Below are 13587 nucleotides of genomic sequence, written 5' to 3' on the forward strand. Positions count from 1 at the left end.
AGGCGTCAGTGCGCGAGGGCGGGACGACGCGCGTCAGACGATGGGGCGCGCCGAACCGCTCACGGTGATGCCGCCGACCGCGGGCACGTCGACGACCAGCAGGCTGGGGCGACCCACGTGGCGACCCTGGTGGATCTCGACGCGCGCCGGGGGAGTGACGAGACCGAGCGCACGGAGGTAGCCGCCGAACGCTGCCGCGGCCGAGCCGGTGGCCGGGTCCTCGGTGATCGTTCCGACGGGGAAGATGTTGCGCGCCTCGACGACGACGAGGGCGGCGGCCGACGCAGGGACGCTCGATACCGAGGCGCCCGGCGTCGAAGCGGCCGACGCAGAGACGCCCGACGCAGCGACAGGAGACCCCGCAGCGCCCACGTGCACCACCGACACCGTGCCCGTCCAGCCGCTCGCGAGCATGAGCTCGTGGACGGCGGCCCCGTCGTACGAGAACGAGTCGAAGAGCGCGGCGTCTCGCACGGCGACGATCGGGTGCCAATTGCCCGCGAAGGCTTCGCTGAGCGGATACCGCCCGTCGAGGTCGTCCCGGCTGAGCCCCAGCAGGTCGAGCAGGCGGGCGGCGACATCGGAGGCCAGCGGACGCACGGCGGGCTCGACACTGGTGAACGAGGCCATCACGCTTCCGTCGTCGGACAGCACGGTCGACACCCCGATCGGGCCGACGTTCGTCTCGAGCGTGAAGGGTCCGACTCCACGCCCCTGGGCCAACACGACCGACGTGGCGATGGTCGCGTGACCGCAGAACGGCACCTCGGCGTCGGGCGAGAAGTAGCGGATCCGCACATGCCGCTCGTCGCCGTCGACCCGCGGGTCGATCAGGAACGCGGTCTCGGGGTAGTCGACCTCCGCCGCGATGCGCTGCATCTCGGCATCACTCAACCCGGTCGCGTCGAGCACGACGCCGGCCGGGTTCCCTCCCGTCGGAGAGGAGGCGAACGCGGCGAGGCGGAGGATTTCGGTCATGCCGCCAGCGTGCCGCGAGCCACCGACGCGGGGCAAGGTCCACTTGGGTACGCGTGGCGGGGGCGCCGCCTCAGAGACAGATCGGCACCCGGGTCAGGACCACCTCGGCCGCGGCGATCCCGTCGTCCGCCTCCGAGCCTAGGTCGCGGTCGAACACGCGCCGGACCGAGTTGCCCGCCAGGTCCTCGAGCGTCGTGTCGACATGCAGGGCGTGGGGCAGGGCAGCCGGAGGGGCGGTCGGCCCGGCACCCGTCCCGGCGGGGTCGGCGGCCGGCGTGAAGACCCAGGTCCGTGCATCCCCCTGCAGAAGCGAACGGCCGAGCGTGGGATGCCCCAGCCCGTCTCTCACGCGGAGACACCGCTCCACCAGCGCGCGGTCGAGGGGCCTGTCGAACCGGACCACGAGCGGGGCGCCGGGTGTCGACGGCCAGCGCAGCTCCCACCGTGCCGGGTCGACCCGGGAGCGGACCGCCGGGCCCACCCGGAACGTGCGCCGTGCCTCCCGCGCCAGTTCCGCCCCGGTGCTGTCGCGCAGAGCCGCATCGACGACCAGGGTCACGACGTCGCCCTCGCCGAGCGGCGCACCCGCCTGCACGTTCGGCTGCAGTCCGCGCTTGAGGCGCCCGGGCTCGACCAGCGCGGTCAGGCGGCGGTGGGGGCGGTCCCAGAGTTCGGGCGGCATCCCGAGCAGGCTGCCGCCCAGCTCGGTGCCCGACTCGTCGAGAAGGTGGAGGTGGCCGGCGGCCGAGCCCTCCTCCATCGGGTTCGAGAACGTGACGGCGAAGCGGAGGAGGTTGGCCGGGACCTCGGCGACGTCGGGGTCGATCGTCTCGACGACGGTGGTGGCCGCGAGGCCAAACGGAGGGATCGTGAGGCGGGCGAGTTCCCGCCAGGGGGAGGCGGGGGCATCCCCCTGGCGAAGGAGTTCGACGCGCTCGACCCGCTCGACGACCACGTAGTCGGCTCCCCGGACGGGCGGGAAGCGTGGCGTGAACCGCGCTTCGTCGGCGATGGTCCGCCACGAACCGGCCATGCCGACGAGCTCGGACCCGAGGGCGACGGCGCCGGCCGGGACGACCGCGAGGCGATGCCCGGCCGGGGCCGCCGTCAGGCCGGAGACGACTTCTGCCGTCAGGCCGGAGACGACTGCTTCCTTCAGGCCGGAGACGACGAAGACCCCGTCGCGCCAGACAACGTGCTCTGTGGCCCCCGCCGGGTAGGCGGCGGCGGCGTCGCCCGCGGCCTCGCTCAGAGCTCGTCCGCGTGCAGGGTGCGCAGGTGCGTGTCGTCGCCCGCGGCCTGCAGCACGACGATGCTGTCGCGGTCGAGAGCGGCCATCCAGGTGATGCCGGGCTGGGGCAGCTCTTCGCGCGGCACTCCCCGCGACGCGCCGTCGTCGGAGAGCGGCTGGTCGAGGTGGCTCTGGCCGTCGATGGTCGAGGCCGGGATCTTGAGCAGCGGGTGGCGCGTGTTCGAGACGAGCAGGAACTCCTCGCCGTCGCGGTCGTACGACACGATGCTGAACGGCTGGTTCATCGGGCCGAGCTCGGCGACGGTGCGTCCGCGGACCAGGCCCTCGCCGCGCAGGTCGGCGACCGAGAACTGCACGACCGGCGTGCAGGTGTAGCTGGCGAGGATGCTCGACCCGTTGTCGAAGGACGTCAGCGCCCTGATCGGCGACTGCGTCTCGTAGGTGCCGTGGTCGACGTGGTAGATCTCCACGGACGTCTCGGTGGCGGACGCCTCGAACGGGTAGGCGATCTGCCGCAGCCGCGAGCTGAACTCCTCGTTGCTCAGCCCCGCGACGAAGAGGGTCCCGTCGACCCAGGCCAGCCCCGTGATCGTCGAGCGGCGCACCGGCACCTGCGCGATGTCGAGCGTGACCCCGTAGATCTCCCGCGGTGCCGAGGCCGGGTCGGTGCCGTCGAGCCAGACATCCGTGCGCTCGTCGTCCGCGGCCGGCGCGTCGTCGAGCTCGAACGTCGTGGCCGGCAGGGCGTCCAGCTCGACGACGCTCAGCTCGCCGTCCGTCCCGACTCGCACGATGGCCGGACCGGCGTCGGCGCCGTGGCCGCGGGCGACCGACAAGTACACGGCGTGAGACGTGGGATGCACGGCGATGCCTCGCACGACCGCATCCTCGCGTTCCACCCCCAAGAGCGCGGCGACCTTCGTGCCGAAGCGGTCGACGCGGACGTCCGCCGCCGCTTCCGCGGTCGCGCCCTCCGGCCCGCCTGCACCGTCGCCGGCGTCGCCGGTCGTCTCGGACGGCAGCTCGAACGCGAAGATCGTGGCCTGAGAGACGTCGGCGGCGAACAGCACGGCCGCTCCGTCGGGGGAGGTGTCGGGGGCGAAGAGCAGGGGCCCTGCGGAAAGAAGTGTCGAAGTGGCGGTGAGCGTCAAGGGGGTCTCCATCTGTCGATCGGAGGCTACGCCTCGGAGGCTGCCGATCGCCCGGCGACCGATGCTCAGCCCAGCGAACGACGCTCAGTTCACGGAACGATGGCGTCCGGCCGTTCCCCGGCGGCGTCGGAGACCGAGGCGGAGGCGCAGCCCCACGCCGGCCCCGACGGCCAGGAGTGCGACGAGCATCATCGGGCCGACACCCCGCGAGCCGGTGAAGGCGAGTGCGGGATCGCCGGACCGTGCCGGTGCGATCGTCGACGCGGCCGCGACCGACACCACGATGGTGCTCTCCACGGCGACGCCGGACGCGTTCGACGCCGAGTAGGTGACGGTCGACGTGCCGGTGAAACCGGTGGCCGGAGTGAACGCCACCAAGCCGGTCGTCGTGTCGACGACGTAGGTGCCTTCGTCGGGGACCGTCAGCGTGGTCACGAGCGTCTTCGTCGCGCGATTCACGAGACGGAGCGTGGTGCGAACGAGGCCCGAGCTGTCGTTGGCGAGAGGGTCGATCGTGACGGTCTGCCCTGGCTTCGCGGTCTTCGTGTCGGGCGCCGCCGCCGCGGGAATCGCGTTCACCGTGACGGACATCGGCGCTCCGGTGCTCTCGCCGTCGCGGTCCTGCACGGTGTAGCGGACCGGGGTGGCGCTGCCGCTGAAGGATTCCGACGACACGAACGTCACGGCGCCCGCGCTGCCGACCGACCAGGTGCCCTGGCCGTCGACGGTCACGGTGTCGACCGCGGCCCCCGTCGTCGGGTCGACGAGGTGCAGCGTCGAGGAGACGAAGGCCGCCCCCGTTCCGGAACGGGAGTCGTTGGCCGACGGCGAGACAGTCGCGGTCTCTCCCGAGCGGATCACGGCGCTGTCGGCCACGGCTACCGGGGGAGTCGCCACCGTGACGGAGGCTGTCGAAGAAGCCGTGTTGCCGTCGGAGTCCGCGAACCGGTAGCCGACCGTGGTGGTCCCGGCGTAGCCGGTGACGGGGACGAACGCGACGGAGCCGGTGGCCCCGACCGTCCACGAGCCGACACTCGAGATCGTGAGGGTGGTGTGCGAGGCACCGGCACTGTCGACCACGACGACCGAGCCGGCGTCGATGGTCGCGCGGCTACCGGCGGCGTCTCCGGCGAGGAGCGCCAGCGTCGCGGTGCGTCCGGCGGGCACGAGAACGGCCTTCGGCGCGGCGGTGGGCGCGGCGCCGATGGTCGGGGTCATGCGTCCCGTCACCGTGGCGCCGCCGTTGGTCGTGGCCGTGTAGCGGAGCGGCGTGGCCGCACCGGAGAAGCCCGCGGCCGGCGTGAAGACGACGGAGCCGCTGCCGCCGACCGTCCAGACGCCCTCACCCGCCACCGACACCGTCGAGCGGGAGGTGCCGGCGGAGTCGAGCAGGCGAAGCGAGGTGGAGTCGAAGACGGCGCCGTTCGGACCGGCGTCGTCGTTCGCCAACGGGGTCAGGGTGAGCGGGTGGGCGAAGGGGGCGAATCCGGTGTCGTCGGTGGCGGTGGGGGCCGCAGGGGCGCCGACGGAGACGGTGATCGTCGAAGAGACCGCGGTGCCGAAGGTGGTCGATGCGGTGTATCCGACCGGAGTCGCCGACCCCGAGAAGGCCGGCACGGGCGTGAACGTCACGACTCCGGTGGTCGTGTCGACGGCGTACGACCCGTGACCGGCGACGGTGACCGAGGTCACTGCCGCGCTGCTCACGGGGTCGGTCAGTCGGACGGAGGTGGGGTCGAACCGTGCGGCCGTGGATCCCGCGTCGTCGTTGCTCGTCGGGGTGATGCCGACGGCCGTGTTCCAGGCCGTGCTCGCGGTGTCGGGGACACCGGAGGGGGCGGGTGCCGGCGTCACGGTCACGACGAGGGTCGAGGTCGAGCGGTGCCCGGACGAGTCGGCGATGCTGTAGGCGACCGACGTCGCGGTTCCCGTGAAGGTCGGGACGGGGGCGAAGGCGACCGTGCCGTCGGATCCCACGGTGTAGGTGCCTTGTCCGGCGATGGTGCGTGAGGTGACGAGCGCGCCCGTGCCGTCGACGAGCCGGACGGTCGTCGCGTCGACGGCGCCGTTGCCGCTGTCGTTGGCTGCGACGGCGGTGGTCACGGCGACTCCCTGCGGTGTGGTCGCCGTGTCGGGCTGCGCCGCGGGGTTCAGATACAGCGTGAACGGGGTGGGATCCGTGCTGCCCGGGAGCGTGGGATCGTCGGAGGCGACAGTCGTGCCACCCGCCGTCAAGCTCGCGGTGTTGGTGTAGCCCTTGGGTGTGAAGGCGCCGGTGACCTTGACCCCGGCGGTGAACTGCAGGAGACCGTCGCTGGCCTTGGGAATGCTGATGCCCGTCACCGTGAGGGTCGACCCGCTGATCGCGACCGTGCTGCCGGCCGGAGGAGCGATGGAGGAGGCATCCCAGGTCAGCCCGCTGCCCGCGGGCAGGGTGTCGACAAAGGAGGCACCCGCCTCGGCGTGAGCCGTCGGGTTGGCGAGCGAGAAGGTGAAGGTGAGGGCACCTCCGGTGGTGGCGGACGACGGGGAGACCGTCTTGCCGAGCGACGGCGGGAGGCAGGCGGTCGCGTCGAACTGGCTGAACTGGGAGGAGGCGGCCACCCGGGTGAGCATGTCGGTCTTCGGGTCGAGCTTCAGGATGTCGGTGCCGGGGGAGAGGTTCTCGTAGAAGTAGAGGTTGCCGAGCGAGTCGGTCCACGAGCCGCCCGCCTTCGCGTTGATCGCGGTGGTCCCGGGGGCGGTGGTGGTCGGCACGAGAGCGGTCACGCCCGTGTCGGCGTCGATCGAATAGACGGAGCCGCCGATGTACGAGTACAGCAGGCCGTCGTAGGGGTTGAAGGAGAAGTCGACGGGGTTCGCCGGGAGCAGGACACCGGACAGAGGGATGTAGGTGCTGGTGAGGGGCCCGGCACCCCCGAGGTAGGTCTTGACGATGCGGTAGTAGCCGTTCGCCTGCGCGACCTGGTTGATCGCCAGGTGGTAGCCGTCGTCGGTCATGACTCCGGCCGGGGCGGGAACCATCGACACGCCGTTCTGATACGTGAGCGACACGGTGGCTCCCGAGGAGTCCGTCGAGACTCCGAGGTCCTGCTCCCCGGCGCCGGCGTTCTCGCCGAAGCGCACGTAGTGGCCTTGATCGTTGATGCCGTACAGGTAGCCGTTCGTGCCGTCCGGGCTGTACCAGCCGATCGCGTTGACGACGTCGTTGAGCTGCCCTACGGGGGTCGTCGTCGCGCCGCCCGACGTGATGACGACCCGCGAGAGCATGCTGGCGCTGCCGTTCGAGCTGACGAGGAGCCCGGCGCCGGCGGTGCACTGGATGGGGGTGATCGTCGCGGCACGGGCGGGTGCGCTCGGTGTCACGGCTGCGAAGGCGCCGACCGCCAGCACGCCGGCCACGGCCAGGGCGGCAGCGCGGAGCAGCGAGGGTCGACGGCGGTGTCGAGCGGTGCGGGCGAGGAACGGCATGCGGGTGGACTCCGGGTGGGTGTCCTCGTCGGCTGTCGGGGGTACGCGAAGAGGGATCGCCACAGTCTTCCCAGTGCGTGTACCCCGCTGCAATCACCCAAAGGGGTGCCGCCCTTTCGGGACTGTGCTCCTCTGCGCCTCAGCCGAACTTCTTCCCGGGGTTCAGGATGCCGCGGGGGTCGAAGACGGCCTTGATGCCGAGCTGGAGGTCGCGCACCCGCTCGGACAGCTCGCCGCCGAGCCCGGGCAGCTTCTCGACGCCGACCCCGTGCTCGCCCGTCATCGTGCCGCCGACCGCCTGCGCGAGCCCGAGGATCTCGTCGTGAGCCCGATGCGCGGCCGCCACCTGCTCGGGGTCGTCCCCGTCGAACGCGACCACCGGGTGCAGGTTGCCGTCGCCGACGTGGCCCGCCACCGAGATCTCGACGCCGCGCTCGGACGCCAGCGCGGTCAGGCGGGCGAAGAACTCGCCCAGCCGTCCGAGGGGGACTGCGACGTCGCCGTTGAGCGAGGCGCCGCGCAGTTCGCGGAGGGCCGGATTCAGGGCACGCCGGGCGTCCAACAGCTTGTCGAGGGTTTCGGCGTCGGCGGCTCTTTCGACCGTGATCGCCCCGTTAGCCTGCAGAACCGCCTCGAAGCGCGAGAGCTCCTCGTCGCCGTCCGCGGCATCGGAGACCGCCAGCACCCACGCGTTCGCCTCCTCCGGCAGCCCGAGGTCGGGCGCCCAGGCGCGGATCGCCCCCAGCGCCACGTCGTCGAGCAGCTCGAGTGTCGTGGGCAGCGACCCCGAGGTCATCACGGCGTTGGCGGCCGCCAGCGCGCTGGGCACGTCGGCGAACGTGGCAGCGACACCGCGGGGGATGCCCGGTGCCGGCCGGAGCTGAAGCGTCGCCTCGGTCACGACCGCGAGCGTGCCCTCCGAACCGATCACGAGGGCGGTGAGATCGAGCGAGGCCACGCCTTTGACGGTGTCGGGGCGGGTCCGGACAACGGTGCCGTCGGCCAGGACGACCTCGAGGGATCGCACGGAGTCGCGGGTCACGCCGTACTTGAGAGCGCGCATCCCACCGGCGTTCGTGGCGATGGTGCCGCCGACGGTCGCCCATTCGGCCGAGGCGGGGTCGGGAGCGTAGAACAGGCCCTGTGCGGCAACGGTCTGCTGGAGGTCGGCGACGATGACGCCGGGCTGCACGACGGCGGTGCGCTCGGTGGCGTCGATGGCGAGGATCCGGTCGAGTCGACCGAGGTCGAGGAGGATCGCCCCCTCCACGGCGTTGGCGGCTCCGGCCAGGCCTGTCAGGGCTCCCTGCGGCACGACCGGGGTACGGGTCTCGTTGGCGAGGGCCAGGACGGCTGCCACCTCGGCGGTGGTCCTCGGGCGGACGACCGCGAGGGCTCCGGTCTGGCCGAGCACGCCCGACCGGTCGGAGCTGCGCTCGGCGATCGCGTCGACGGCAGTGACGACGGCGCCCTCGGGAAGTGCTGCGCGGAGGCGCTCGAGCAGCGCTTCGCCGAGTCGGTCATCGCGTCGTGCGTCGAGTCGTTCGTCAGAGGAGGAAGTCACGGGTGGTCCTTTCTTCACCCCCGATCATCTCGTGCGCCGCCTGGATTGTCCCCCGGCGTTCCCTTGTCCTCCGCATGGAGGACGCCTACGTTCGAGAGCCCGAACTCTTTGCCGATCCATTCCCGACCCGAAGGGAATCCTCATGACGCTCGCCACCGCTGTGCCCGCAGCCACCGACGACTCCACCCAGTCCCCCCTTCTCGCTCAGTGGCGTCTCATCGCCGCCCGACTTCCGAACCAGCCCGCCCTCACCTCCGCCGGCGTCGGCTTCACCTTCGCTGAAGCCGACCGACTCAGCGACCTCGCCGCGCTCGACCTCGTCGATGCCCTCGGCGACGGCGACGAGCCCGTCGGCATCCTCTCCGAGCACACGGCCCACGCGCTGCTCGCCATCCTGACGGTGCTGAAGAGCGGTCGGACGCACGTGTTCCTCGACCCGCACGTCCCGGTCGAGCGCCTCGGGTACTACACCCGAGCATCCGGCCTGAAGGTCTGTCTCGTCTCGACGAACCAGGCCGAGATCGGGGCGGACATCGCCACGTCCCTCCCGTTCGACGAGATCGTCGCCCGGGCCGTCGCGTCGACGCTCAGCGAAACCGACCTCGCCGACGCGGTCGAGGAGCGCCTCGCGGCCGGCCGAGATCGCCAGGGGAGCGACGGCGTCTCCATCGTCTTCACCTCCGGCTCGAGCGGTCTCCCCAAGGGCGTGCTCCAGACCGAGGACACCCTGCGCCAGCAGGTCGGCTACCACCGCCAGTTGGTGGGAGTGGGGCCGGGCGACCGAGCTCTCCTGACCTTCCCGCTCGGGTTCGTCGCCGGCGTCGCCACCTTCCTCGCGCCCCTGCTGAACGGCACCGGCATGTGGTGCTTCGATGCTCGCGAAGAGGGCATCCCCGCGCTCCGGGCCTACCTCGAGGACAAGCGGCTCACCGCGTACTACAGCACGCCGTACCTGGCGAAGTCGCTCGCCGAGTCGCTGCCCGACGGGGAGAAGCTCGAGCACCTCCGTTTCATCCTCACCGGCGGGGAGGCCATCACGGCGGCCGGCGTCGCGGCTCTCCGACGAGTGCTGCCCGAGTCCGCGTTCTACGTGAACGGGGCCGGATCGAGCGAGACCGGGGGGATGATCGTGGCCTGGACCCTGCCGGGCGACGCCCCGGCACCCACCGGCGTGATCCCCGCCGGTCGGGCCGCCCCCAACGCCGAGGTGCTCATCGTCGGCGACGACGGCGTCGAGCTGCCTCAGGGCGAGGTCGGCGAGATCGTGTTCGTGTCACGCGGTCTGAGCGGCGGCTACTGGAGGGACGACGAACGGAACGCCGAGCTGTTCTCCGTCACGGACGACGGTCGACGTCGCTACCGGTCGGGCGACTTGGGCCGTCTCGACGACGACGGCAACCTCGTCATGGCGGGCCGAGCCGACTCGGCGGTCAAGGTCCGCGGCTACCTGGTCGAGCCCAGCGAGATCGAGGCGGCGCTGACCGGCCTCGACGAGATCCGCGATGCCGTGGTGATCGCGCAGAAGTCCGACGAGAAGCCGACGCGCCTGCTCGCCTACATCGTGCCGACGGCCGGGCTCCGCGCCCCGTCGACGCCGGCGGTGCGGCGCGCCCTCCGCCAGACGCTGCCGGAGTACATGGTCCCGGCCGAGATCGTGCAGCTCACCGCTCTGCCCCGCACCGAACGCGGAAAGGTCGACCGGCAGAATCTGCCCCCGGTGCCCGAGCGCGTGGTCTCCGACGACGTCCTCGACCAGCACGAGTACGTCATGGCGCAGATCTGGTGCCGGGTACTCGAGATCCCCGGTCTCGACGCGGACGACGATTTCATGGCGCTCGGAGGCGACTCCCTCTCGGCGGAGGAGCTGCTGGCCGCCGTCGAGGACGACCTCGGGGTCACCCTCGAGTCGAGCGACATCCTGCGGTTCCCGACCCTGGCCGAGTTCACCAAACGCGTGAGCAACCACGCATCGGCCCTACCGAGCGACCCCGACGTGGTGCCGCTGAACACGGGCACCGGCGGGCGACCGCTGTTCTGCATCGCCGGTGCGGGCGCCCTCGCCCTCACCTACCTGCCGTTGGCGCGGCAGTTCCCGGAACGCGACGTCTACGCCTTCCAGGCACACGCCATGGAGCGCCGCGGCCTCCCCGACCGGACCGTCACCGCCCATGCCGAGCGAGTGATCCGCACCATGCGCACCGTCCAACCGCACGGTCCCTACGTGGTCGTCGGACACAGCTTCGGCGGGTTCGTCGCCCTCGAGGTCGCGCACATCCTGCGGGCGGGCGGCGAAGAGGTCGAGCTGGTCGCCATCCTCGACACCTTCGCTCGCGACGAGCCGGGCGCGACCCCGTCGACCCCGTCGGCCACGGTCGAATCGGCGGCGCGACCGTCCTCCGGGCTGCGTGGAATCGCCGCTGCGGCTCTCGACAAGCAGGTGCGTCGGATCCTGCCCTACGGTCTTCCCGAGGTCGACCAGGTCAGCCGGCACGTGCGCGCACACCTCGCCGGAGTCGTGACCCACGAGGGTCAGCGTCAGTTCGACGCCATCGCGGACCGCTCGGTCCTCGCGCTGCGGAAGCACGTGATCCAGCCGTACGACGGCCCGGTGCTCTACGTCCTGGCGAAGACGAACGACCGGGGACTGTCGGGCTGGCAGGACATCCTCACGGGCGACCTGCGCGTCGAGGCGACGGAGACCGACCACACGTCGCTGCTGCGCGACCCCGAGGTGCAGACGCTGGCGAGCATCCTCCGGAAGCACCTGGAGCCCGTCGGGGTCGCCTGACGGCCGGTGGCGGGTCCGGGGTGCGGCTGCGCGACGGGGTGCGGCTGCGCGACGGGGTGCGCCTGCGCGGGACCGGGGTGCTGCTGCGCGGCACCGGGGTGCGAGCCGCTCACGTGCCAGAGCCGCACCCCGCTCTCCGCACCAAACCCCGGTCGACCAGGGGGCGCGAGCGCGCTTAAGGGTGCGGCTCCGCGGGACGGGGGTGCAGCTCCGCGGGCACGGGGTGCGGCTGCGCCGGACGGGGGTGCGAGCCGCCGCGCGACGAGCCCGAGCCGCAGCCCTCAGCCCCCAGCCCGAGCCCCAGCCCGGCCCGCGCATCCCACCTACAGCGGGATCTCGCGCCCCAGCACGATCGTCCGGTCGCGCGGCAGCTCGATGACGTCGAGCGGGTCCGGGGCGAGGCGGTCGAGCGCCAGGAACAGGATCTGCGCCCAGCGGAACATCTTGCTGCCTTTGTTGTAGCGGGGCACCGGCGTCGAGATGAAGAACGTGGCGCGGGATGCCGCGAAGTCGTCGAGACACCCGTCGTCGACGCGGCCGGCCTCGGTGAGCAGCGCCGTCATGCGGGGCGACTCGCGGAACCCGACCTTGGCCACGACCTGCACGATCCCGCCCGGGAACGCCCGTACCGTGATCCGATGCGGCGATCCGACGGTCGACGGCACGTCGATCGTCTTGTAGCTGAGCAGGATCGCGCGCTTCTGCAGCGAGTGGTTCTGCGAGACCATCGTGCGCAGCGCGATCGGCACGATCTCGGGGTTCCGCGTGATGAACACCGCGTCGCCGGGCACCCGGTACAGGCTGCCCTTCGCCTTCGCGAGCAGGTCGGGCAGATCGTCGAGCGACACCTCGTTGCGCCGACGTCCGGCGGCGATGCGCCGGAGCCCGATCCACCAGGTCGCCATGACGAGGAACACGAGGGCTCCGATCGTCAAGGGCAGCCAGCCGCCCGACGACACCTTGGGGAGATTCGCGGAGAGGAAGAACAACACGACCACGAGGATCCCCGCGGTCACGATCATCGTCAGCGTCACCTTCTTCTTGGTCTTCCACGACCAGGCCAGATAGATGATCGCGGTGATCGAGATGGTCGTCGTCACGGCGATGCCGTAGGCGGAAGCGAGGGATGCACTGCTGCGGAATCCGACGACCACTGCCAGCACCGCCACCGCCAGGAGCACGTTGATCGCCGGCACGAAGATCTGCCCCTCGCTCTCCTCCGACGTGTGCACGACCTTGAGCGGAGGGAACACCCCGAGCCGCCACGCCTGGTGGATCACCGAGTAGGTGCCCGAGATCACGGCCTGAGACGCGATGATCGTCGACAGCGTCGCCAGGATCACCATCGGCAGCAGGGCCCAGTTCGGGACGAGGCCGAAGAACGAGGTCGCGGCGTCCTGCGGGTGGCGCAGAGCCAGCGAGGCCTGACCGAGGTAGTTGAGCACCAGGGCGGGGAACACCACGAAGAGCCAGGCACGGGTGATGGCCTTGCGCCCGAAGTGGCCGAGGTCGGAGTAGAGCGCCTCGGCCCCGGTCACGGCGAGGACGACGGCGCCGAGGGCGACGAACGCGATCTTCGGCTGGTCGACGAAGAAGAGCACGACCCAGCTGGGGGAGAGGGCCTGCAGCACCTCGGGGTCCTGGGCGAGGGAGAAGACGCCGGCGACCGCGAGGGCCAGGAACCACAGCGCCATGACGGGGCCGTAGAGCTTGCCGATGAAGCTGGTGCCGAACTTCTGGATCGCGAAGACCCCGAGCAGGATCACGAGGGCGATCGGCACGACGAACTTCGCGAAGTCCGGCTGGACCACCTCGAGCCCTTCGACCGCCGACAGGACCGAGATGGCCGGGGTGATCACGCTGTCGCCCAGGAACATGGCCGCCCCGAACATCGCGATCACGGTGAAGACGCCGATCGTGCGGGTGCGCATCTTGCTGCGCCGGAGGAGGCCGAAGAGGGCGAGGAGACCGCCCTCGCCGCGGTTGTCGGCACGCATCAGGAAGCGGACGTAGAGGATCGTCACGACGAGGAACAGCGACCAGATCAGAGTCGCGGTGGATCCGAGGACGAACTCGCGCGAGGGGCCGCCTCCGGTCGAGCCGCCGACTCCGAAGGTCGTGCTCGCGGCGTAGATCGGGCTGGTGCCGATGTCACCGAACACCACGCCCATGGCGGCGAGGACGGGGCCGACGGCCTTGACGGCCCGGGGGTGGCGCTCGAGGGGGGAGAGGGGTTTGCCGCTGCGAGGCAGAGCGCGCGTGGTCATCGGTTCTTTTCGTCGTCAGGAGGGGACAGCGCATCGTATCGCCGTCACCCCTGTGTTCGGAGCAACGGGCCTTCGAGGTGCTGTGCGTTTGCCCGCGCATCGGCCTCCCGGCGAGA

General features: G+C 71.4%; 7 protein-coding genes. 1 reads left to right on the top strand and 6 read right to left on the bottom strand.

All coding sequences use genetic code 11. The features are described 5' to 3' along the window. Positions 1–33: 33 nt before the first annotated feature. The 5 genes from ABEA39_RS03755 to ABEA39_RS03775 form a co-directional block, all read right to left on the bottom strand. On the bottom strand, positions 34–978 hold the full coding sequence (locus ABEA39_RS03755) for a PhzF family phenazine biosynthesis protein (RefSeq protein ID WP_345373354.1): 945 nt from the start codon (positions 976–978) through the stop codon (positions 34–36). A gap of 70 nt (positions 979–1048) precedes the next feature. Continuing rightward, positions 1049–2011 carry a hypothetical protein gene (locus tag ABEA39_RS03760; RefSeq protein ID WP_345373356.1) on the bottom strand — a complete coding sequence of 321 codons (963 nt, stop codon included), beginning with the start codon at positions 2009–2011 and terminating at the stop codon, positions 1049–1051. Positions 2012–2226: 215 nt separating this feature from the next. Continuing rightward, on the bottom strand, positions 2227–3393 hold the full coding sequence (locus tag ABEA39_RS03765) for a hypothetical protein (protein WP_345373358.1): 1167 nt from the start codon (positions 3391–3393) through the stop codon (positions 2227–2229). Positions 3394–3465: 72 nt separating this feature from the next. Next, on the bottom strand, positions 3466–6852 hold the full coding sequence (locus tag ABEA39_RS03770; RefSeq protein WP_345373360.1) for an Ig-like domain-containing protein: 3387 nt from the start codon (positions 6850–6852) through the stop codon (positions 3466–3468). Positions 6853–6991: 139 nt separating this feature from the next. Then, a complete protein-coding gene (locus ABEA39_RS03775; protein ID WP_345373362.1) occupies positions 6992–8416 on the bottom strand; it encodes an FAD-binding oxidoreductase in 1425 nt (474 codons plus the stop codon). Between the two features lie 142 nt (positions 8417–8558). Between ABEA39_RS03775 and ABEA39_RS03780 the strand changes: the two genes are divergently transcribed. Beyond that, complete coding sequence (locus tag ABEA39_RS03780; RefSeq protein WP_345373364.1) at positions 8559–11204, top strand: alpha/beta fold hydrolase; 2646 nt, start codon at positions 8559–8561, stop codon at positions 11202–11204. A gap of 323 nt (positions 11205–11527) precedes the next feature. Here ABEA39_RS03780 and ABEA39_RS03785 read toward each other — a convergent pair whose 3' ends face one another. Continuing rightward, positions 11528–13471, bottom strand: coding sequence for a KUP/HAK/KT family potassium transporter (locus ABEA39_RS03785; protein ID WP_345373366.1), 1944 nt, complete (start codon positions 13469–13471; stop codon positions 11528–11530). Positions 13472–13587 lie beyond the last annotated feature (116 nt).

Source organism: Frondihabitans cladoniiphilus, from assembly GCF_039544345.1.
Lineage (GTDB): Bacteria > Actinomycetota > Actinomycetes > Actinomycetales > Microbacteriaceae > Frondihabitans > Frondihabitans cladoniiphilus.